The organism is Pseudomonas sp. Pmew2 (genome assembly GCF_058129885.1).
The window spans coordinates 2558269-2578211 of record NZ_CM176702.1 but is presented as its reverse complement, the minus strand read 5'-3'; the positions used below and the strand labels follow the sequence as shown (position 1 = coordinate 2578211).

At 58.6% G+C, this 19943-nt stretch carries 23 protein-coding genes and 1 pseudogene; 9 read left to right on the top strand and 15 right to left on the bottom strand.

All coding sequences use genetic code 11. From position 1 onward, the window contains the following. Positions 1-8 precede the first annotated feature (8 nt). The 5 genes from AC4ANK_RS11605 to AC4ANK_RS11585 form a co-directional block, all read right to left on the bottom strand. On the bottom strand, positions 9-1025 hold the full coding sequence (locus AC4ANK_RS11605; RefSeq protein WP_002553149.1) for a LacI family DNA-binding transcriptional regulator: 1017 nt from the start codon (positions 1023-1025) through the stop codon (positions 9-11). 1 nt (position 1026) lies between these two features. Further along, positions 1027-2019, bottom strand: a complete 993-nt coding sequence (locus tag AC4ANK_RS11600; RefSeq protein WP_002553148.1) for an ABC transporter permease — start codon at positions 2017-2019, stop codon at positions 1027-1029. Continuing rightward, complete coding sequence (locus tag AC4ANK_RS11595) at positions 2016-3569, bottom strand: sugar ABC transporter ATP-binding protein (protein ID WP_002553147.1); 1554 nt, start codon at positions 3567-3569, stop codon at positions 2016-2018. Before AC4ANK_RS11595 ends, AC4ANK_RS11600 begins: the two co-directional genes overlap by 4 nt. Before the next feature lie 53 nt (positions 3570-3622). Further along, entirely contained in the window at positions 3623-4543 is a 921-nt protein-coding gene (locus tag AC4ANK_RS11590; RefSeq protein ID WP_369812058.1) for a sugar ABC transporter substrate-binding protein, read from the bottom strand. A gap of 233 nt (positions 4544-4776) precedes the next feature. Beyond that, positions 4777-5001: a YgdI/YgdR family lipoprotein gene (locus tag AC4ANK_RS11585; protein ID WP_002553145.1), complete on the bottom strand. Its 225-nt coding sequence runs from the start codon at positions 4999-5001 to the stop codon at positions 4777-4779. A gap of 133 nt (positions 5002-5134) precedes the next feature. Between AC4ANK_RS11585 and AC4ANK_RS11580 the strand changes: the two genes are divergently transcribed. From AC4ANK_RS11580 to AC4ANK_RS11570, 3 genes are all read left to right on the top strand, one after another. After that, positions 5135-5386, top strand: coding sequence for a DUF1654 domain-containing protein (locus AC4ANK_RS11580; RefSeq protein WP_004662361.1), 252 nt, complete (start codon positions 5135-5137; stop codon positions 5384-5386). A gap of 4 nt (positions 5387-5390) precedes the next feature. Then, positions 5391-6092 carry an endonuclease gene (locus AC4ANK_RS11575; RefSeq protein WP_460382901.1) on the top strand — a complete coding sequence of 234 codons (702 nt, stop codon included), beginning with the start codon at positions 5391-5393 and terminating at the stop codon, positions 6090-6092. A gap of 234 nt (positions 6093-6326) precedes the next feature. Further along, a complete protein-coding gene (locus AC4ANK_RS11570; protein WP_002553142.1) occupies positions 6327-6563 on the top strand; it encodes a DUF6555 family protein in 237 nt (78 codons plus the stop codon). A gap of 77 nt (positions 6564-6640) precedes the next feature. Here AC4ANK_RS11570 and map read toward each other — a convergent pair whose 3' ends face one another. The 4 genes from map to AC4ANK_RS11550 all read right to left on the bottom strand — a co-directional run bounded on the left by map (position 6641) and on the right by AC4ANK_RS11550 (position 9105). Continuing rightward, positions 6641-7432 (bottom strand): type I methionyl aminopeptidase, encoded by a 792-nt coding sequence (map, locus tag AC4ANK_RS11565; protein ID WP_002553141.1) that lies wholly within the window; start codon positions 7430-7432, stop codon positions 6641-6643. Beyond that, the gene (locus tag AC4ANK_RS11560; protein WP_002553140.1) at positions 7429-7686 is read right to left on the bottom strand and encodes a ParD-like family protein; all 258 of its coding nucleotides are present in this window, start codon (positions 7684-7686) and stop codon (positions 7429-7431) included. Before AC4ANK_RS11560 ends, map begins: the two co-directional genes overlap by 4 nt. Positions 7687-7773: 87 nt before the next feature. Next, the gene (locus AC4ANK_RS11555; RefSeq protein ID WP_031595220.1) at positions 7774-7971 is read right to left on the bottom strand and encodes a hypothetical protein; all 198 of its coding nucleotides are present in this window, start codon (positions 7969-7971) and stop codon (positions 7774-7776) included. 102 nt (positions 7972-8073) lie between these two features. Beyond that, positions 8074-9105, bottom strand: a complete 1032-nt coding sequence (locus tag AC4ANK_RS11550; RefSeq protein ID WP_002553139.1) for an Ldh family oxidoreductase — start codon at positions 9103-9105, stop codon at positions 8074-8076. Positions 9106-9360: 255 nt separating this feature from the next. Between AC4ANK_RS11550 and AC4ANK_RS11545 the strand changes: the two genes are divergently transcribed. Together AC4ANK_RS11545 and AC4ANK_RS11540 are read left to right on the top strand one after the other, a co-directional pair. Continuing rightward, positions 9361-10389 carry a FecR family protein gene (locus AC4ANK_RS11545; RefSeq protein ID WP_002553138.1) on the top strand — a complete coding sequence of 343 codons (1029 nt, stop codon included), beginning with the start codon at positions 9361-9363 and terminating at the stop codon, positions 10387-10389. Positions 10390-10618: 229 nt separating this feature from the next. Continuing rightward, positions 10619-11011: a Fe2+/Zn2+ uptake regulation protein gene (locus AC4ANK_RS11540; RefSeq protein WP_002553137.1), complete on the top strand. Its 393-nt coding sequence runs from the start codon at positions 10619-10621 to the stop codon at positions 11009-11011. 33 nt (positions 11012-11044) lie between these two features. Here AC4ANK_RS11540 and AC4ANK_RS11535 read toward each other — a convergent pair whose 3' ends face one another. Beyond that, entirely contained in the window at positions 11045-11233 is a 189-nt protein-coding gene (locus tag AC4ANK_RS11535) for a hypothetical protein (RefSeq protein WP_005779813.1), read from the bottom strand. A 243-nt stretch (positions 11234-11476) separates the two neighbouring features. Between AC4ANK_RS11535 and AC4ANK_RS11530 the strand changes: the two genes are divergently transcribed. After that, positions 11477-13285, top strand: a complete 1809-nt coding sequence (locus AC4ANK_RS11530; RefSeq protein ID WP_002553134.1) for a monovalent cation:proton antiporter-2 (CPA2) family protein — start codon at positions 11477-11479, stop codon at positions 13283-13285. Positions 13286-13327: 42 nt separating this feature from the next. On the opposite strand, the gene AC4ANK_RS11525 is transcribed toward AC4ANK_RS11530, so the two are convergent. From AC4ANK_RS11525 to moaB, 3 genes are all read right to left on the bottom strand, one after another. Then, entirely contained in the window at positions 13328-14254 is a 927-nt protein-coding gene (locus AC4ANK_RS11525; protein ID WP_002553133.1) for a glycosyltransferase family 2 protein, read from the bottom strand. Between the two features lie 87 nt (positions 14255-14341). After that, on the bottom strand, positions 14342-15553 hold the full coding sequence (locus AC4ANK_RS11520) for a molybdopterin molybdotransferase MoeA (RefSeq protein ID WP_002553132.1): 1212 nt from the start codon (positions 15551-15553) through the stop codon (positions 14342-14344). 6 nt (positions 15554-15559) lie between these two features. Further along, entirely contained in the window at positions 15560-16099 is a 540-nt protein-coding gene (gene moaB / locus AC4ANK_RS11515) for a molybdenum cofactor biosynthesis protein B (protein ID WP_002553131.1), read from the bottom strand. A gap of 75 nt (positions 16100-16174) precedes the next feature. Here moaB and mobA point away from each other — a divergent pair, with 75 nt between their 5' ends. Next, on the top strand, positions 16175-16780 hold the full coding sequence (gene mobA, locus AC4ANK_RS11510; RefSeq protein WP_002553130.1) for a molybdenum cofactor guanylyltransferase MobA: 606 nt from the start codon (positions 16175-16177) through the stop codon (positions 16778-16780). 97 nt (positions 16781-16877) lie between these two features. Next, the gene (locus tag AC4ANK_RS11505) at positions 16878-17102 is read left to right on the top strand and encodes a YgdI/YgdR family lipoprotein (protein ID WP_002553129.1); all 225 of its coding nucleotides are present in this window, start codon (positions 16878-16880) and stop codon (positions 17100-17102) included. An 83-nt stretch (positions 17103-17185) separates the two neighbouring features. Here the strand turns inward: AC4ANK_RS11505 and AC4ANK_RS11500 are convergent, their stop codons facing one another. After that, entirely contained in the window at positions 17186-18076 is an 891-nt protein-coding gene (locus AC4ANK_RS11500; RefSeq protein WP_002553128.1) for a pseudouridine synthase, read from the bottom strand. A 184-nt stretch (positions 18077-18260) separates the two neighbouring features. On the opposite strand from AC4ANK_RS11500, the pseudogene AC4ANK_RS11495 reads away from it, so the two are divergent. Further along, positions 18261-18788, top strand: a pseudogene (locus AC4ANK_RS11495) (shikimate dehydrogenase); the annotation flags it as partial. 266 nt (positions 18789-19054) lie between these two features. On the opposite strand, the gene AC4ANK_RS11490 reads toward AC4ANK_RS11495, so the two are convergent. After that, positions 19055-19942, bottom strand: a complete 888-nt coding sequence (locus AC4ANK_RS11490) for a DMT family transporter (protein WP_002553127.1) — start codon at positions 19940-19942, stop codon at positions 19055-19057. Position 19943: the final 1 nt, after the last annotated feature.

Sequence of the window (19943 nt, the reverse complement as noted above, 5' to 3'; positions counted from 1 at the left end):
CGTGCGCGTCATTCATTGGACAAAGTGTTCGGCGCTGCCGTGGACTCGCGCACCACGACGCAAGGCGTCACGAGTCTTTTTTCGACAGGAACTGTATGCGGTGCGGCGATTCGGTTTAACAACATTTCGGCGGCGGTTTCGCCCAGTTGCATGATCGATTGCCCCACGGTGGTGAGGGCCGGATAGACGTAGCGGCTCATCTGAATGTCATCAAAGCCGATGACCGACAGATCCTGAGGCACGCGAATCGAACGCTCGGCGGCAGCGCGCAGCACACCGATGGCGATGACATCGTTGCCGGCAAAGATCGCTGTTGGCGCATGACCGGCCAGCAGCAGCTTCGCAGCCGCATGGCCAGCCGAACTGGTAAATTCGCTGTGCACCGCCCAATCCGGGCCGACCTCGACAGATGCCTGCTGCATGGCCCGCCGATAACCCGCCAGGCGCATTTCGGCAACCATGCTGTCGCGCGGTCCGCCAATGCAGGCAATGTGACGATGCCCGAGATCCAGCAGATGTCGGGTTGCCAGCCAGGCACCCTGCTCGTGATCGATGCGCACCATGTCAGCTTCGATGCCTTGCAGCTCGCGGTCGACGATTACCAGCGGCGTGCGCACCTCGGTGAGGCCACAGGCAACACTGGCATCACCCGCCACAGACGAGACAATCAACCCGTCAACGCGCTTTTCCAGCAAAACACGCAGGTAACTGCGCTGTTTTTCCGGGTTGTCGTCGGAATTACAGAGGATCACGCAAAAACCGTTGCGCTCACAGTAGTCCTCGATGCCCCTCGCCAACTCGGCGAAATACGGATTCATGCCGTTGGGAATCAACAGGCCGATAGTCGATGTGCTCCTGGCCTTCAGCGAACGCGCCACGGCGCTGGGCACATAATCGAGCTGCGCGATGGCCGCCTCGACCTTGAGCCTGACCGGCTCGCTCACCGGCCGGGTCTTGTTCAGCACATGGGAAACCGTGGTGTACGAGATTCCCGCCAGCGCCGCGACATCCTTGATAGTCGCCATATCAGCCCTGGCGCCGTGCCCGGTGACTGCGGTAGGTGTCCAGCACTACTGCGATCACAATCACCGCACCAGTGATGATGCGTTTGGTCGGCTCGGTCGCACCGATCTGCGCCAGGCCTGCGGCCAGTACCGAAATGATCAGCACGCCGAAAAAAGTACTGATGATCGAACCGCGCCCGCCCATCAGGCTGGTGCCACCGATCACGACGGCGGCAATCACTTGCAGCTCAAGCCCGGCACCGGCATTCGGATCAGCCGCTTCCAGTCGCGATATCTGAAACAGCGCCGCCACACCGGCCAACAGGCCCATCAGCGAGAACACCAGAATCTTGTAGGGTTTGGGATTGATACCGGCCAGACGCACCGCTTCTTCATTGGTGCCGATGCCGATCAGGTAGCGACCAAAAACGGTACGGGTCAGCACCGCCTGAGCAATGAAAATAACCAGCAGTGCGATGATGAAGGACGGCGCGATACCGAACGCGATCGGGTCAGACAGCCAGGCGAACGAATCACCGATATAAGCGGTGCGCGAATTGGTCATCTGGTAGGCCGCGCCACGGGCCATCTCAAGCACACCGAGGGAGACGATGAACGAAGGGATGCGCCAGGCAACAGTAATGGAGCCGGTAATCGTACCGGCCAGGGTCGCGCAGGCGATGCCTAGCAAGGCGGCCGGGAACACACTCCAGCCCCAGCCCAGGATGGCCACACTCACAGCCGAAGCAGCCAGCGCCAGCACCGACCCAACGGACAGGTCGATACCGCCGATGATGAGGATAAGCGTCATGCCGACCGACAGCACCATCAGGTCAGGGATCTGGTTGGCCAGCATGCTGAATGTCTGATAGGACAGAAAGTGATCGCTGAGCAGGGAAAACAGCACGATCATCACCAGCAGCGCACCCGCCAGCCCGATGTAGGTGCCAAGACCAAAGTAATTGCCGCCGCGACGGGCCGGCACGGTCAGCGTCGGAGAAGGAGTATTTTTCATGAGTCGTTCCTGGGCGCGGCGTTATTGAGCAGCGCGTCACGTTTCTGATAACCGGCAAAGGCAGCGGCAAGCAATTGGTCCTGGGTCCAGCTGTCGCGCTCAAACGTGTCGATCAGGCGACCGGCAGACAGCACACCGATACGATCGCAGATCAACATCAGTTCGCGCAGATCACTGGAAACCACCACCAGCGCCCTGCCCTGACGGGTCAATTCGGCCAGCAGCGCGTAGATATCGAATTTGGCACCGACGTCGATACCTCGGGTCGGTTCGTCGAACAGCATCACCGGGCAATCACGTTCCAGCCAGCGACCGATCACGACCTTCTGCTGATTACCGCCTGACAGCTCGGAGACCAGCTGGTCCGGACTGGAACTGCGAATACGCATGGCAGCCACCTGGCGCTGCGCCAGCTTCAGTTCGTCATCGGTGTTGACCAGGCCTGCTCTGGAGATCGAATGCATATTACCCAGCGCAATGTTGGCGCTGATTGACTGCGACATCAGCAGTCCTTCACTCTTGCGGTCTTCCGTGATCAGGGCAATACCGTGCCCCACGGCGTCCGAGGGTGAACGGATGGTGACGGCTTGCAGTGGCTGCCCAACTTCAATCGCACCACTGTCGGCAACATCTGCACCGTAGATCAGGCGCAGCAACTCGGTGCGCCCGGCACCGATCAGCCCGGAAATACCGAAGATTTCACCTCGTCGCACATCGAAGGAAACATCCTGAACCTTGCCGGCACGACTGAGCCCCTTGACTGACAGCGCTACTTCGCCAATCTGCCGGGCACCCATGTCCATGTGTTCGCCAAGTTCACGGCCGACCATCAACGTGACCAGTTGCTCGCTGTTGTAAAGGGCAATCGGCTCGACGCACACCAGCTTGCCATCGCGCAGTACGGCTATGCGCTGAGACACCCTGGCAAGCTCCTCAAGCCGGTGGGAGATGTAGATGATCGAGACGCCACGAGCCTGCAATCGCGTGATCTGCTCGAACAGCATTTCCACCTCGCGGGAGGTGAGCATGGCAGTAGGCTCGTCGAGGATCAGCACATGGCAGTCGCCAACCAGGTTGCGAGCGATCTCGACCATCTGCTGATGACCGATGCCCAAATCGCCGACCAGCGTATCGGGATCAATAGCGTCCAGCCCCACTTGAGCCATAGCCTTGATCGCGTTTTCACGCAGGCGCTTGCGGTCGATCCAGCCAGCACGACGCGGCAGGTCGTCAAGGAACAGGTTTTCGGCAACGGTCAGGGTCGGCAGCAGGTTCAGTTCCTGCATGACCATGCGAACCCCGAGCCTTTCGGCCTGGGTACGACTCGCAGGTTCATAAGGCTGCCCTTGAAACTCCATGCGCCCGGTAGTGGGCGTCACCAGGCCGCCAATGATTTTCGACAAGGTGCTTTTACCGGCACCGTTTTCCCCGGTCAGGGCCAGCACTTCGCCACGCATCAACGTCAGATCGACGTCACCGAGCACGGGTTGAGCGTAGGTTTTACCGATGCCACTGACCGAAAGAACAGCTGTCTGAACAGACGCTGACATAGATTTCTCCCAGCGCCCGTCCTTCAAGGACGGGCACCTTTACGCGGCGTGGATCAAGGTTTGGTAACGAGCTCTACCGGAGTTTCGATGACGCCTTTTTCGTTGGTGTCGACCTTCTCGCCTTTGACCAGCTTCAACGCAGCTTCAATACCGAAGACCGCTTGTTTGGCTGCAAACTGGTCAGCAGTGGCCAACACTCGGCCGTCCTTGAGCATCGGTTTGATCGCGTTGATGTTGTCGTAACCCACCACCATGACCTTGCCAGCCTTGCCTGCTGCACGCACCGCAGAAACCGCCCCCAGGGCCATGCTGTCATTGCCGGCCAGCAGGGCCTTCAGGTTCGGGTATTCATTGAGCATCGCCGAAGCAACGGCGTTGCCCTTGTCGATTTCCCAGTTGCCGGACTGCACAGACACGATCTTCATCTGCGCCTTGTCCATGGCATCCTTGAAACCGGCGGTGCGTTGCTGAGCGTTGGTGGTGGTCGGCACGCCTTCGATAATGCCGACTTCGTCACCGCTCTTGAGTTGCTTGGCCAGGTAGTCGCCTACCAGCTCGGCACCTTTGCGGTTGTCCGGCCCCACGAACGGGATCATCAGGCTTTTGCTTTTGAGCACGTCGGGATCAAGCTGGTTGTCGATATTGACGACTTTGATACCGGCGTCTGTAGCTTTCTTGAGCACCGGCACCAACGCCTTGGAGTCGGCAGGCGCGATCACCAGGGCGTCGACTTTGGAGACAATCATCTGCTCAACAATACGAATCTGCGCAGAGGTGTCTGACTCGTCCTTGATCCCGTTGGAAATAAGGTCGAAGTCGGTGGCGTGCTCTTTCTGATAAGCCTTGGCACCGTCTTCCATGGTCAGGAAAAATTCATTGGCGAGCGACTTCATCACCAGTGCGACCTTGGGTTTTTCAGGCGTCTGAGCGTATGCAGCAGAGAGGGGCATGACTGCCGTGACAGCAGCGAACATGGCGCCAGCGAGAAGGCGTCCAGCAAATGGCAGCTTCATGAGTTCATCTCCGATCTTGTGATTATTGTTCGGGCGAACGACGCAGGGTCGATGCAATGCATCAACACGCAAACGTTTGCGAGGGATGAACTATGAAAAAACCCGCAGGGTTTGTCAATCCGTCGGAAATGAAATCTGTGTGTACTGCTCGCCCCCAACTGCACAGCGAACGAGCATTAGCGTTCAGTCGGATTTCACTCCTCCGGTCTGACCGTAGCCACTTCGTCGGCCTTGATCCGGACTCTCTTGCCGGAGATGTCTTCAAACTCGTAGAAACCATCACGACTCTTGGTCTTGGGCATGTCCTTGGTGATGTATTGTGTGCCGTTCTGAAGCGTGACGACCGAAGGCGTGGAACAGCCTGCCAGCAGTACAGCAGTTGCGGCCAGTAACGGAAATGTCAGTGACTTGATATTCATGCGCGACTCCGGGAGCGTTGGTTTTTCAAGACAATAGTGTGCCATTTCAAGCGCTTTATCTTACATAGATGTTGCGAAAGATCCGACACTGAAATACTGTATGCCCGTACAGCGAAAATCAGGAACCCTATCCGTGGCCAAACAAACCGCAGCGACCGCCTCCACTCCCGGCCCTTACGAGCGCATGGGCATGCGGGTACAGAAGATCATCAACTCGCCTACCGCTCAGAAATCCAGGGCTGCCCTGCTTTTTCGTCAACCGGATGAGTCAGAGGACGACTGGGCGCAGCTTCTTGAAGAAATAGCCGAGAACGACAACGTCACCCTCGCCTGGCGCGACGATGGTGGTGTGCAAATATTCTGGACGTTGCCGAAGGAAGACTGACGGCATGATGTTTCGATTCTCGACACTGCTTTGCACCACCCTGCTCATCACCGCTTCATTCAGCGCTCAGGCCCAAGCTCCGCGTACTTTCAGCGAAGCCAAGAAAGTCGCCTGGGGGTTATACGCACCACAATCGACCGAATTTTACTGCGGCTGTAAATACACCGGCAACCGGGTCGATATTGCTGGCTGCGGCTATGTCCCGCGCAAGAGCGCCAAGCGCGCCAGTCGCATTGAATGGGAGCACATTGTTCCAGCCTGGCAGATCGGCCATCTGCGCCAATGCTGGCAGAACGGCGGGCGCAAAAACTGCACAAAGACCGATGCCGTTTATAAACGCGCCGAGGCAGACCTGCATAACCTGGTGCCCAGCATCGGCGAAATGAATGGCGACCGCAGCAACTTCAGCTTTGGCTGGGTACCCGAGCAAAAAGGCCAGTACGGTTCTTGCCTGTCGCAAGTGGATTTCAAGGCGAAAAAGGTCATGCCTCGCCCTTCCATTCGCGGCATGATCGCCCGCACCTACTTCTACATGAGCAAGCAATACAACTTGCGCCTGTCGCGTCAGGACCAACAGCTTTATCAAGCCTGGGACAAGACTTATCCTCCGCAGGCCTGGGAGCGCCAACGCAATCAGCAGGTCGCCTGCGTTATGGGTCGGGGTAATGATTTTGTCGGCCCGGTAGACCTCAAGGCATGTAAATGAAGCTTGTTTCAAAACAGAAGATCTTCGCTTGGATGACCATTAGGTCATCCATTCATGCGTTTGAGTGAATCCAAAACCACTCATCGGACAACTGGCAACTACATCTCGAAACAACGCGATTTTCGTTCTACGCTCTGAAGACAGCAGCGTGACCGGAGAAGGCTTCTCGCGCATGCCCCACTGGAACAATCACACTATTTTGATGGCATGCCGTCAGGCTTACGAGCAGGAAAGATGAATCATCAAACGGAATTTGAAATTCACTATCAGTTCAATGGCGAACCTCGTTGCTTTCTGCACCAGACCAGGCAAATGTGCCAGTGCGACGCATTGCACTGCGCAACGCTACACGCCGGCGTCGGCACAGTGAGTGGCAATATGTCTGCTGGGCCGATAGGAATGGCGACCTTGCAAGCCGAGCGTTTTGGCGTAACAGAAGTACGCTGGAAAAGATCTTCGCCGCAGTACTGAAACATCACCCCTGATCAAAAAAATGGCCTTTCGACAAGGCCATTTTTTGTGTACATAAATCGCCAGACCACTGACGTTTAAATGGCAGGATAATCGCCCGTCCCCTCAGGCCAGGGCGTCAGCAGTTCAAAACCGGTCGAAGTGACTGCAACCATATGCTCCCATTGCGCAGACAATGAAAGATCGCTGGTCAGAACCGTCCAGCCATCCGGCAAGGTACGAGTACCGGCCCTGCCGGCATTGATCATCGGTTCGATGGTGAACACCATGCCCGGCTTTAGCCTGAGGCCCTTGCCCTGAGCGCCGTAGTGCAGAACCTGAGGCTCTTCATGGTACTTGCGGCCAATGCCGTGCCCGCAATATTCACGCACCACACTGAAGCCTTCACGATGAGCGATGCTCTGAATGGCATAACCGATATCACCCAGCGTCGCCCCCGGACGCACTGCATGAATACCGGCGCGGGTTGCTTCGTAGGTCGTCTCGACAAGACGTTTTGCCAAGGGGCTGACCTCCCCGACCAGATACATACGGCTGGTATCGCCGTACCAGCCATCCTTGATGACCGCGACATCGATATTGACGATATCGCCATCTTTCAGAATATCGGTGGCAGAAGGTATGCCATGACAGACCACTGCATTGGGAGAGATGCAGGTGGTCTTGGTAAAACCGTGATAGCCCACATTCGCGGGAATCACTTTCAACTCCTTGACGATGTACTCGTTGCAGATATCGTCCAGCGCTTCGGTGCTTACGCCAGCCTTGACGTAAGGCGTGATCATTGCGAGTACATCGGCAGCCAGCCTGCCGGCTATGCGCAACTGCACAAGGTCCTGTTCGGTCTTGATACCGATGGCGCTGCTCATGAGGCCGCCTTGGAAAGGCTGGACGCAGAAAGCTCTGCAACGTTGAAGTTCGAAGCAGTCAGCACCGTGCCGCCTGCGTTCTCGATACGGATCAACATCTGGCAGATCTCGCTGTAATCCAGTGCCGGGTGCAATTCGGCAAGCATGCCGATGCGCATCCAGTGCTCAGCCTGCGCATTGATGGAGCGACTGAGCGCAACGCTGGCAGAGCGCAGGTTGGCGTGCATGTTTTCGGAAATCTTTACCAGACCCATGATTCACCTCAAATTTAATATATGAAGCATATACGCTACATATACTCACAATCAACCCGAGACGCATCATGGCCGCTACCAGCCGCACTATTCCATCGCGCTGGCCTGACGGAATTCGCCACTCGCGCGGGCTGCCGCAATGGCTATCGATACATCCTGCTCGTAGCCATTGAACTGACGAAGACCTGCCGCCAGCCGGAGGAAATCCTCACGCTGCATTTCATTGACGGTAGAGAGGGTACGATGCTGCTGAGCAACCGGGCTTTGCACTGACTTAAGGGACATGACAGACCTCGTTCGTTCTTTACTGTTCATGCATACAGTATTTAGAACCGAGCGCCGACACAAGACTGACTGCGACGAATGGTCAGCGAATTTGTAAACGGCTCAACCGCCCGCCAGACCCTGCAAGCGCTCCAGATCAGCCTCAGCGATGTCGATACCGTGCGCCATCGACCGCGCACGCTCGCTGTAGCGTCGGTCCCCCGGCAGTCGCTCCTGCCCTGCCCCGTGGAGCTGCCTTACCAGTTCCTCGCTACGCAGTGCAAAATGCTGACCGCTGCCTTTGTCCGGATCGATGACGATCAGCAACTGACCTGTCCAGGGTGTCCGCGCGCCGGGATGCTTCGACCAGTCGAACTCAAAGGAGAAGTTACCGCCTGTCAGCCCTGCCGCCAGCAGTTCGACCATCATCGACAATGCGGACCCCTTATGACCGCCAAAGGGCAGTAGTGCCCCGCCATCGAGAATGGCGCGAGGATCTTCAGTAGGCCGGCCCTCGCGGTCCACGCCCATACCCGCTGGTAGCAATCGCCCTTCCCGCGCTGCGATCTGAACATCACCATGGGCAATGGCGCTGGTTGCCAGGTCGAAAACAACAGGCTCGCCCCCCGCACGCGGTGCAGCGAAGGCAATAGGGTTGGTGCCGAACAGGGGCTGACGCGCACCGTGTGGCACAACGCAGGTCATACTGTTGACCATGCTCAGGGCGACCAGCCCCTGTTCGGCGAAAGGTTCGACATCCGGCCACAGCGCGGCAAAGTGATGAGAATTGCGTATCGCCAGAACCGCAATCCCGGCACTGCGCACTTTGTCGATCAGCAATGAACTGGCCGCCGCCAGCGCAGGCTGGGCAAAGCCGTTGCCGGCGTCGACCCTGACAAATGCAGCACCGACATCCTCGATCAACGGCACTGCCTTGCCATCCACCCAGCCGCTGTTCAGCGATGAGATGTAGCCAGGCATGCGAAAGATGCCATGACTGTGCGAGCCGTCGCGCTGAGCGCTGGCGCAGTTCTCGGCAAGCACATCGGCAACCTCCGGGGAGGTGCCGTGTGCAAGGAAGATCCGCCGCAATAAATCTTCCAGTTGCTGATATGAAATCGTCCGGACCGGCTGATCGTTAGGGATGGCGGACATCTGAGACTCCTGTTCATGTCATGGCAAGGTACCGGGAACAACCACACGAAATAACAGCACCGAGAGTAGCGCTGCAGGCCCTGCAAAAAAACTCCCTGCGCACTACACGTACTCGATTGTCGCGGAAAGGTTTCAATGAGAGCTGCTTGCATTCACAAGGAATTACGCTGTGCGTTGACGGGTAATATCCTGCAAATGTTCTCTCTCCCTGACATCCAAGGGTAGAATGCGCCGACGGTATAGGCCGGAGCGCCCATGAGCGACCCTCTTTTCAGCAAGGCAGAACACGACGCGATCACCGATGCCGCTGCGCATTGGTGCATGCGCCTGCACGCCGAAGACTGCACCGCCGCAGAACGGAAAGCGTTCGAGCAATGGCTGAAAGCCCATCCTTTGCATGCGGTGGAGTATGAGGCGATGCGGGAAGTCTGGGACATTACCGGACAAATCGAACCGCTCAATCCGGCCCCGGCACTCCCGATTCAGGCTACACAGAGCAACCAGCCCGTACTTCGTCGCAAGCGCCGCGTGGCACCACTCGCGGCTGCCGCGGCGGTCATTGCTCTGGCTGTGCCGGTCACCGGTTATGTGGGCTGGAATCAGGGCTGGCTGCCTGACACCTACGAGTCCTACAACGCCGATACCGCGACGCGTCTTGTGGTACTGGCAGATGGCAGCCGTGCCGAACTGAACCTCGGCACCGAGCTGACCTACGCCAACTACAAGGATCGACGCAGCGTCACGCTGAAAAAGGGTGAGGCGTTCTTTGAGGTCAGCCACGACAACACACACCCTTTTGTAGTCGATGCCGGCAAGGGCAGCATCAAGGTCACGGGCACACGCTTCAATGTGTGGATGTATCAGGACCAGGTACGTGTAACGCTGGTCGAGGGCTCGGTTCAGGTCAGCAGTGATCGCGCACATCCGTCGTCAAGCCATCATCTTGACCCTGGCATGCAGGCCAGCTACAAGGCAGGCGACGACGCGCCCCTGATCAGCCAGACCGACACAAAGGATTCGAGCCTGGCGTGGCGTAATGGCAAGCTGATCTTCAATGATCTGCCTCTCAGCCAGGCCTTGCCACTGATCAATCGCTACCTGCAAACGCCTATTCTGCTGGCCGATACCGCAACCGGTGCCATGCGCCTTGGCGGCAGTTTCAACACGCGCGACCTGTCCAGCCTGCTGGCCTCTCTGCCCAAGGTGCTGCCGGTTTATGTCACGCAGAACCAGAACGGCAACCCGGTGCTCAACCGCCGGATACCCGACGCTCCGAAAGGCTGAGCGCTCTCGCGCACCTGACTGACGCAGAGCGATTTTGTATCCGCCGATCGCCGGATCAACCGTCCCCTCGCGACTGCCCGATCTTCATCTACCCTGAAACGCACAGCGCTGCGGCCACCCCGTGCGTGTTGGCGTTTTTATTTTTTTCCATTGATAACTGAGGTTTTGCTGCGCTCGTTCGTCTTAGTAACTGAGATTGTTTAAAAAAAGCCTGAAAAGGAGTTTGTGGATGTTCAATCGCCAAGGAATCACGACTCGCACCCTGCTGCGCCAAACAGCACTGGCTGCGCAGGCACAGTCGCCCGCTCTGGAGACAGAGCGGCCCGGAAACGAGCACATCCGACTGCTCCTGAAAAGCTTTGGTCTGCGTACCAGCCTGGTCAGGCTCAAGGTGCTCGATGCGCTTCTGGTATCGAGCGAGGAAGGCCAGCCATTGGGAGTACGGGGCGTGCACAGCCAGCTGCTCAGGCTTGATGTACCGCTGTCGTTTCTAAGTGTGCGCGAAGTGCTCAAGCGCCTGTGCGATGAAGGCGTGATTCACCTCAATGACGACAAGACCTACAGCCTGCACCCTCGTGCCCGACAATGGCTGGGTGATGCGAGCAAGGATGGTGCCCAGTAAAACGGGCCTCGTCATCCTTGCCACTTGCCGCGCTTACCGCTTGACCTTGCGGCGCATGATCCCGTTAAGAATCACGACCAGTACGGCCACGCTGATTGCGATGTACTGAAAGGTTTTTTCGGTGATGACACCGCTGTTTTGCAGGTGCGACAAGCCCAGCATGATCGCCAGAACGCCGAGGGCGATCAGAATCGAGTAAATCAAACGCTGCTTGTTGGTCATAACGGTTTCCTGAATGCTCGTGAGCGGGCAGTTGGCACTGCCTGTTTGCGCGCATAGCTTACGCCGATGCGCGACGAATGGCATCGTCAGCCTGCCCTGCTCCCCTCCTTCGCATCCTTCACGCGCGCTCTATCAACCGCGTTGATTATTGTCATGCCGCGATGAACGTTGCCGTGTAAAACTCCCATGCTTTAATACCGCCCTGCTCAAACAGTGTGTTCAATTATTACCAAGGAGTTTTACATGCCCCATGAAGGCAGCCTGTTGCAGGCCGCAGTAGTGTTTCTACTCGCCGCCGTGCTGACAGTACCGCTGGCCAAGCGCCTGAAGCTGGGCGCGGTGATCGGCTATTTGTTCGCGGGAGTGATCATCGGCCCTTCGGTGCTGGGCTTGATAGGCGATACGGAGAGCGTCAGTCACATTTCCGAGCTGGGCGTGGTCTTGCTGCTGTTCATCATTGGTCTGGAGCTGTCGCCAAAGCGTTTATGGGTCATGCGCAAATCGGTGTTCGGCGTAGGCATGGCGCAGGTGTTGCTGACGGGCCTGGTCATTGGCGGGATCGCGTTGTTTGCCTTCGGCCAGTCGCTGAACACTGCGGTCATTCTGGGTCTTGGCCTGGCGCTGTCATCCACAGCCTTCGGCCTGCAGAGTCTGGCCGAGCGCAAGCAGTTGAATAGCCCGCATGGCCGGATGGCGTTCGCTATCCTGCTGTTTCAGGACATTGCAGCAATTCCCTTGATTGCCATGGTGCCATTCCTGGCCGGGGCCGATCACGCAATGGACACCGGCGAAAGCATCAACCACGGCCTGCGCGTGCTGGGCAGCATTGCCATTGTGGTGATCGGCGGCCGCTATTTGCTGCGTCCGGTATTTCGCATCGTTGCCAAGACCAAAATCCAGGAAGTCTCGACCGCCACTGCCTTGCTGGTAGTGATTGGTACGGCGTGGCTGATGGAACTGGTGGGCGTGTCCATGGCGCTGGGCGCATTTCTCGCCGGTCTGCTACTGGCAGACTCCGAATACCGTCACGAACTGGAAGCACAGATCGAACCGTTCAAAGGGTTGTTGCTGGGGCTGTTCTTCATCAGTGTCGGCATGGGTGCCAACGTCGGCTTGCTGCTCAGTTCGCCCCTCGCGGTGCTGGGCCTGACGCTGCTGTTGATCGGAATCAAGCTGCCGATGCTGTTCCTGATCGGTCGTACCGCTGGCGGTCTCAATAAGCGCAGCGCGCTGCAATTGGGCCTGGTGTTGGCAGCCGGTGGCGAATTTGCCTTCGTGGTGTTCAAGATCGGCAGCGCTCAAGGGCTGTTCGAGGCGGGGCTTTACGACATGCTGGTGCTGACCATCACCTTGTCGATGGCGATCACGCCGTTGCTGTTCATTGCCCTGGCGCGCTGGATCAAACCCAGGATCAAGCCTGTCGAGGTGCCGGACGAGTACCGCGATATCCAGACCGACAAACCACGCGTGGTCATCGCTGGCATGGGCCGTATGGGGCAAATCGTAGCGCGGATCCTGCGGGCGCAGAAAATCCCTTTCATCGCTCTGGATACCGCTGTGGAATCGATCGAGTTTTCGCGCAGCTTCGGCAATGTGCCGGTGTTTTATGGCGACCCGCTGCGCCCGGAAATACTGCGTGCAGCCAAGGTTGATGAAGCGGAATACTTCGTCATTGCGACGGATGATCCGGACACCAACATCAAGACCGCCGAGTTGATCCGCAAGCTGTATCCGCACATGAAGATCATTGCCCGTGCACGTAACCGCCAGCACGTTCACCGGTTGATGGACATTGGCGCTCATGCCGTGCGTGAGACATTCTATTCAAGCCTGGAGATGAGCCGTCAGACCCTGATGGGGCTGGGCCTGACCGAGGCACAGGCCGATGCGCGCATCAGTCGCTTCAAGCGCCACGACGAACAGGTGCTGGCCGCACAACATGAAGTGTATGACGACGACGCCAAGGTTCTGCAGACCGCCCGTGAAGCCAGGGCCGACCTCGCGCAACTGTTCGAGGCCGACCGTCTGGACGAAGAAGCTGCGAAAAGCTGATGTGCCAGACGCCGGGCGCTCAGCGTCCGGCGCAGGGTTCGGTCAGGCGTAAGGACTGTCCCAATAGCGCTTGTACATCCCGAGTTTTTTCTTCACACCACGGGGCAGGCGCTTTTCCTGCTTGCTCAGCTTGTAGGCCAGCAGCTTCAGCGCATTACGTACGAACGACATGGGCCACCAGAGAATTCGCCGGGGGCCGAGGAATTTAAGCTCGGACTTGACGTAACGCATGCCCTCGCCGCCGATGCCGCCAAAGGTTTCGTAGATCCACGCTTCACGGGACTGGAACACACCGATATCAAAGTAACGGCAAAACTCCTCACGCAGGCTGTAGTTATGCGAATGACGGCATACAGCCGAACCTTCATAGGCTGCTTTCCAGCCATCGATCAGCATTTTGGCGGTGACGTACATGTCTTCGGAAAGAATCACATGCCGGGGAAAGCCGCCAATCGCCCGCAACGCTTCACCGCGATAGGCCGCGAACGAGTTGGACATGAATGGCGTCTTGATGCCCAGCGTGCGTGCATCGGCCAGAGTCTTGATCTGCGAAGTCGGAGGGTAATTGAACAACCGTGCATGCTGGGCCAGCAGGTTGGCGTTCTTGTGCGGCAATTGACGCCCGCAGACCGCGCCGACCTTGGGGTCTGCGAAAGGCAGCAGAATGTTGGCAATGGCATTGATATCTTCAACGTAGGCGTCCTGGGTCAGATAGACATAGACGTCGTAGTCGGGATGCAAATCGACCATCATCTGCCGGGTACCACCGTGGTTGAAGTCCTTGCTGTCGATGCGCAATACGTTGGCACAACGGGCTTGCGCCAGCTCCAGCGTGCCATCTGAAGAACTGGAGTCGACGATCAGTGTATCGAAGCTCGCAGTCTGCGTAGCCAGCGAGTCCAGTAGACGTTCCAGATCCTTGCGTCCGTTGTAGGTCGGGATCACACAAGCCACTCTCAATGGCGCCATAACAATACTCCAGGGCGAAGTCCGGTTGCCCAACTTGTCAGCGATGTTGAGAGTAGCTCATGCGTGCCCGCCCAACCATTAATCCACTCAGCCCAGCACTTCACTCAACGGGATGAAGTTGACCCAGTCCCCTTCGGCCACGGTTGAGCCTTCACGCACTTCAATCAGGCCGTCAGCCCAGGCAGCGCTGCGCAATACACCCGAGCTCTGGTTGCGATAGGCCACGGCCCTGCCCTGTTCCAGACGCCCGCGCAGGTATTCGCGACGATTGCCCGGGCGCGTCCAGACGAACCCTGCGGGCACCGGAAACTGCAACGGCGCTACGTCAATCACACCTTGGCGACGCAGCAGGTAAGCACGCGCCAGCAAAGCGAAGGTGACCAGCGTGGAGGCGGGATTGCCGGGCAGGCCAATCACCGGTACGCCACGAAAATGCCCGAAAGTCAGCGGTTTTCCGGGCTTGATGGCCAGCTTCCAGAGCGTCAGTTCGCCTTCCTCACGCAATGCGTGACCAAGGAAATCCGCTTCGCCTACCGAGACGCCGCCCGTGGAGAGGATCAGGTCGACATCGTGCAGATTCGCCAGCGCAGTACGAGTCTTCGCCAGATCGTCCGGCAGGATGCCTGCATCCACGACCTCGCATTCGAGTCGCTTCAGCCAACTGCACAGCAACACCCGGTTGCTGTTGTAGATCTGCCCCGGCCCCAATGGCTGACCTGGTTCAATCAACTCGTCGCCGGTGGACAGCACCGCGACACGCACCCGTCGGATCACCTCAAGCTCGGCGAGGCCCAACGAAGCGGCCAGGCCCAATTCAATAGGACCAAGCCGCGTCCCAGCCGCCAGTACGGTGTCGCCGACGCGGGTTTCCTGCCCCTGTGGGCGAATGTTCTGCCCAACGCTCAGCGGCTCGCTGAAGCACACGCGCTGATCCGCCAGCACCTCGGCGTTTTCCTGCATCTCGACGCAATCGGCACCTTCAGGCATCGGCGCACCGGTGAAGATTCGTGCACAGGTGCCAGGTGCCAGCGGCTCGGGTGCCTGACCGGCAAAGATGCGCTGGCTGACCGTCAACGGCTCGCCGCTCCAGTCCGCTACGCGCAGGGCATAACCGTCCATGGCGCTGTTCGGCCAGGGCGGCAGATCCAGAGTGGAGATCAGATCTACCGCCAGCACACGGCCTTCGGCATCGGCCAGCGGAACACGCTGGCGATCAGTGATCGGCGTGGCCTCGGCCATCGCCAGCAGCCGTGCGATAGCCTCTTCGACAGGCAGCAAGGTTTTCGGCTCGTTGTTCATCAGCACTCAACCACGAGTCGCACAGGGCTCGGCCTGCTTGAGGTGCGGCACGAAGTTGCAGGGCCGGAAGCGCGAATCCAGTTGCTGGGCGAGAATCCCGTCCCACGCCGTGCGTACCGCATTGGTGGAGCCCGGCAGGCAGCACACCAGGGTGCCATTGGACAGGCCCGCCAACGCACGGGACTGAATGGTCGAGGTGCCGATATCCGGCACCGAAATCTGCCGGAACAGTTCACCGAAACCATCGACCTGCTTGTCGAGCAAACACGCCACGGCTTCCGGCGTGCTGTCACGGCCAGTGAAGCCAGTGCCGCCGGTGATCAGCACGACCTGCACCTGATCGTCGGCAATCCAGGTCGCTACCTGAGCGCGGATTTTGTACAGGTCATCCTTGAGCAGCACGCGCTCGATCAGGCCATGACCGGCGTCGGTCAGACGGTCGACGAACATTTGGCCCGAGGTATCGGTTTCACGGGTGCGGGTATCGCTGACGGTCAGCACGGCGATATTCAGGGGTACGAAAGGTGTGTCAGCCTTGGCTTTCATGGCCTCATCCAGTTGTTAAGGAAACAGGCCGGTGTTATATCACAGCACTCCTTTTGACTGCCCGCCGAGTGTTTGATGAATGTCCCTGCCGCACTGCCTCCCTGCTCTATCCTGCTGCTGGCCGGAGGTCGCGGGCAGCGCATGGGCGGGCGTGACAAGGGCCTGATCGAGTGGCAGGGCAAGGCGCTGATCGAGCACCTGCACCGGCTGACCCGGCCGCTGACCGACGACCTGATCATTTCCTGCAACCGCAACATCGAGCGCTATGCGCAGTACGCCGATCAACTGGTGCAGGACGACGATGCCGATTTCAACGGTCCTCTGGCCGGAATTCGCGCCGCCCTGCCACTCGCCCGGCATCAGTGGTTGCTGGTTCTGCCCTGCGACGTACCTTTGGTCGATGAACCGTTGCTGCAAGCGTTACGCGAAAAGGCTGTTGAATGCCCGGAGCGACCAATAATGGTGCGTGAAGGCCAGCACTGGCAGCCGCTTTTATGTATGATCCCCATCGCTCACGCCGCAACGCTGGAAGCCGCATGGCAGGCCGGCGAACGCAGCCCGAGAAGGGCCCTGGAACCGCTGCAACCAGTCGCCCTGCAACTGGAAGCTGGCGATCCACGCCTGGCCAACCTGAATACTCCCTGTCTGTTGACCGGGATCAGCGAAAACTGTGGCAAGTGACTGGCTATTGAACTTGCTGACGGTGTATACGGAACTTTGCCGACGGTGTATCCGTCTGAGAGTTCAGTAAATCAAGAATCCATCTGGAGACACAGTAATGAAACAACGGACCCTTCCCGCTGCCTTCCTGCTTGCATTGAGCATTGCCTCCCTCGCCGGCTGCGCATCGCCCACTGTGATCACCTTGAACGATGGTCGTGAAATCCAGGCTGTCGATACGCCAAAGTACGATGAAGAATCGGGCTTCTACGAGTTCAAGCAACTCGACGGCAAGCAGACCCGCATCAACAAGGATCAGGTACGTACCGTCAAGGATCTGTGATCCGGGCGTCGTGTGACTTGTGACTGATTTGAAAAAACCCGCCGAGTGCGGGTTTTTTTTGGCCGTCAGCCCGGCTTTACCGCTTACCAGTCGAGTTCAAGCAGGCTCTCGAACTGACGCTGTTTACCGCTGAGCGGGTCGATGAAGCGCAAGCCCTTGGCCAGCAGCTTCAGAGGGTTTTGATAATCGTCGACAGGGTTCTTTACCACGGCCGGGTAGAACGGGTCGTTGCAGATGCCCGCGCCCAGTGCCGCCATGTGCACGCGTAGTTGATGTTTCTTGCCGGTCACCGGATAAAGCCCGTACCGCCACAATTGATCCTGCCGTTCGAGCACCTCGATCTGCGTCCGGGTATTGCTCGCCCCTGCTCCTTCCTGCATGCGAAAGAATGGTTCGCCTTCGACCAGACGGCTTTCGTGCAAACGTGGAAACTCCAGCCCCGGCAACGCTGGCGCAATGGCTTCGTAGAACTTGTCGATCTGCCGGGTGGGAAACAGCGCCTGATAAGCCGAGCGCGTCTGCTGGTTGGCGGAAAACAGCACCAGCCCGGCGGTGTGCCGGTCGATACGGTGCAGCGGCACCAGATCGGGGTTGCCCAGGCGATGGATCAGACGGCGCAGCAACGTCTGCTCGACGTACTCACCTGCGGGTGTCACCGGCAAAAAGTGCGGTTTGTCCGCCACCACCAGATGCTCGTCGGCGTACAGAATCGTTTCGAGCACCGGGATCGGCGTTTCGTTGGGCACCTCACGGAAATAGTGAATGCGCAGGCCCTCGCGGTACGCAAGGTCAGGCGCGATGGCCTTGCCGTTTTCGTCCAGCACCCGTCCGCGGGCAATACGGTCCAGCCATTGTTCGCGGCTGATGACGGTGAATTTCGCGCACAGGCAATCGAGCACTGTGGCCCACGCGCCTGGCGGCAGGTACAACGTGCTGGCTTGTTGCTGTGCGGCGCTAAAAACGGAATCGGGCATGTGCGGCGTGAACTCTGGCTGATCTGAAGCGGCTGGCCGTGGATTATCACTGATTAGGGCGATCACCGCACAATATCGCTGCATGGCAATCGCCTGCCACCTGCGGCACTATTAACCATCTGGTACATTCCGCTCAACACCTGCTCTGGACCGGGCAGTGGCACAAAAACAAGAGACGTATTCTATGACCCATGCTGAAAAAAAATCCGTTCTTGCCGGCCTGATCGGCTCGGGCATTCAGGCCTCGCGAACGCCCGCCATGCACGAGCACGAAGGCGACGCCCAGGGCCTGCGCTACTTGTATCGGCTGATCGATATCGACGCCCTGCAACTGGATATCAGCGCCCTGCCCCAGCTTATCGAAAGCGCACAAAACTGCGGCTTCACCGGCCTGAACATCACCTTTCCGTGCAAGCAGGCGGTTATCCCATTACTGGACGAGCTGTCCGCCGAAGCCCGCGGTATCGGCGCAGTGAATACCGTGGTGTTCAAGGACGGCAAGCGCATTGGTCACAACACTGACTGCCTGGGTTTTGCCGAAGGCTTCCAACGCGGCCTGGACAAGGCTCCACGTCAGCAGGTGGTGCAAATGGGCGCAGGTGGCGCAGGCGCTGCCGTGGCTCATGCGTTATTGAGCGCTGGCGTCGAATGCCTGACAGTATTCGAAGTCGAGCCGCAACGCGCCCAGGGGCTGGTGGACAACCTCAACGAGCCATCCTTGGCCCGATGCGGCTTGCTCGGCGTCCTGCCTCGCATCCCCCGGATCAGTGCCAGGACTCAGCCGTCACTAACTTCGCACTCTGCGTCGTCAGTGCCACCGCGATAAAAAGCGCTTTATCTATGTAAAGTGATTGCGCGCAAGACACTACGTTGTGCTGCGGTACAGATGTGACGCAGAGCGTCACGAACTGCGTACCAACGCGGAGCATTGGCACGATAGTCAGTCAGATTTGTGTATTCGTACGAAGGAACAGCTCATCACCCACCCTTACGCCGCTGTTGCCAAGCCGCCGCCAGGCCGCTGAGGCAGATGATGGCGATACCGGCCTGTGCGGTCGGTGATGGCATGTGGTCGAACACCACGAAACCCAGCAGCCCGGCAAACACGATCTGGCAATAGCTGAACGGTGCGAGCATTGCCGGGGCGGCGAAGCGGAAGGCCTGGGTCAGCAGCAAGTGGGCCGACATACCACATGCCCCCAGCGCCAGCAGAAACGGCAGATGTTTAAGCGCAGGCACTTCCCAGAAGAACGGCACCAGCGCGCTCATCAACAGGGTATTGAACAGCCCGGCAAAAAAGTTGCTGGTGGTCGGGCTGTCGAACGGGCTGACCAGCCGCGTCAGGAGTTGATACAGCGCAAAGCACAAGGCTGATGACAGCGGCAGCAGAATCGCCGGGGTAAACAGCTCGCCCCCCGGATGAATGATGATCATCACCCCGATAAACCCGACAACCACCGCAACCCATTGCCCGCGCGTCACACGCTCATGCAACAGCGGCACCGACAGTGCCGTGACCAGCAACGGAGCGAGAAAGTTGACCGCGGTCGCCTCTGCCTGCGGGATGAACATCAGGCTGCTGGTAAACAGCAGACTGGTGCCCAACAGCGCCAGCGCACGCAATGCCTGCAAGCCGGGACGCTTGGTACGCAGCACGCGCAACCCCGCCGATGGCATGAAGATGCAGGCCATGAGCAGCGTGTGCACCAGATAGCGCGCCCAGACCACCAGAATGATCGGATAGAAGCCGGACAGGTACTTGGAGAGTGTGTCGTGACTGGCGAACAGAAAAGTCGCCAGAAGAATGAAACCAATCCCTTTCAGTGGTTGGTTGACGCCGGACAAAGGCGTGCTGGCAGTGCTCATC

Excerpts from the sequence above, each read along its gene's own strand:
- AC4ANK_RS11605 (WP_002553149.1), bottom strand. The coding sequence starts at position 1,025 with ATGGCGACTATCAAGGATGTCGCGGCGCTGGCGGGAATCTCGTACACC.
- AC4ANK_RS11600 (WP_002553148.1), bottom strand. The coding sequence starts at position 2,019 with ATGAAAAATACTCCTTCTCCGACGCTGACCGTGCCGGCCCGTCGCGGC.
- AC4ANK_RS11595 (WP_002553147.1), bottom strand. The coding sequence starts at position 3,569 with ATGTCAGCGTCTGTTCAGACAGCTGTTCTTTCGGTCAGTGGCATCGGT.
- AC4ANK_RS11590 (WP_369812058.1), bottom strand. The coding sequence starts at position 4,543 with ATGTTCGCTGCTGTCACGGCAGTCATGCCCCTCTCTGCTGCATACGCT.
- AC4ANK_RS11585 (WP_002553145.1), bottom strand. The coding sequence starts at position 5,001 with ATGAATATCAAGTCACTGACATTTCCGTTACTGGCCGCAACTGCTGTA.
- AC4ANK_RS11575 (WP_460382901.1), top strand. The coding sequence starts at position 5,391 with ATGATGTTTCGATTCTCGACACTGCTTTGCACCACCCTGCTCATCACC.
- AC4ANK_RS11570 (WP_002553142.1), top strand. The coding sequence starts at position 6,327 with ATGAATCATCAAACGGAATTTGAAATTCACTATCAGTTCAATGGCGAA.
- map (WP_002553141.1), bottom strand. The coding sequence starts at position 7,432 with ATGAGCAGCGCCATCGGTATCAAGACCGAACAGGACCTTGTGCAGTTG.
- AC4ANK_RS11560 (WP_002553140.1), bottom strand. The coding sequence starts at position 7,686 with ATGGGTCTGGTAAAGATTTCCGAAAACATGCACGCCAACCTGCGCTCT.
- AC4ANK_RS11555 (WP_031595220.1), bottom strand. The coding sequence starts at position 7,971 with ATGTCCCTTAAGTCAGTGCAAAGCCCGGTTGCTCAGCAGCATCGTACC.
- AC4ANK_RS11550 (WP_002553139.1), bottom strand. The coding sequence starts at position 9,105 with ATGTCCGCCATCCCTAACGATCAGCCGGTCCGGACGATTTCATATCAG.
- AC4ANK_RS11545 (WP_002553138.1), top strand. The coding sequence starts at position 9,361 with ATGAGCGACCCTCTTTTCAGCAAGGCAGAACACGACGCGATCACCGAT.
- AC4ANK_RS11540 (WP_002553137.1), top strand. The coding sequence starts at position 10,619 with ATGTTCAATCGCCAAGGAATCACGACTCGCACCCTGCTGCGCCAAACA.
- AC4ANK_RS11535 (WP_005779813.1), bottom strand. The coding sequence starts at position 11,233 with ATGACCAACAAGCAGCGTTTGATTTACTCGATTCTGATCGCCCTCGGC.
- AC4ANK_RS11530 (WP_002553134.1), top strand. The coding sequence starts at position 11,477 with ATGCCCCATGAAGGCAGCCTGTTGCAGGCCGCAGTAGTGTTTCTACTC.
- AC4ANK_RS11525 (WP_002553133.1), bottom strand. The coding sequence starts at position 14,254 with ATGGCGCCATTGAGAGTGGCTTGTGTGATCCCGACCTACAACGGACGC.
- AC4ANK_RS11520 (WP_002553132.1), bottom strand. The coding sequence starts at position 15,553 with ATGAACAACGAGCCGAAAACCTTGCTGCCTGTCGAAGAGGCTATCGCA.
- moaB (WP_002553131.1), bottom strand. The coding sequence starts at position 16,099 with ATGAAAGCCAAGGCTGACACACCTTTCGTACCCCTGAATATCGCCGTG.
- mobA (WP_002553130.1), top strand. The coding sequence starts at position 16,175 with ATGAATGTCCCTGCCGCACTGCCTCCCTGCTCTATCCTGCTGCTGGCC.
- AC4ANK_RS11505 (WP_002553129.1), top strand. The coding sequence starts at position 16,878 with ATGAAACAACGGACCCTTCCCGCTGCCTTCCTGCTTGCATTGAGCATT.
- AC4ANK_RS11500 (WP_002553128.1), bottom strand. The coding sequence starts at position 18,076 with ATGCCCGATTCCGTTTTTAGCGCCGCACAGCAACAAGCCAGCACGTTG.
- AC4ANK_RS11490 (WP_002553127.1), bottom strand. The coding sequence starts at position 19,942 with ATGAGCACTGCCAGCACGCCTTTGTCCGGCGTCAACCAACCACTGAAA.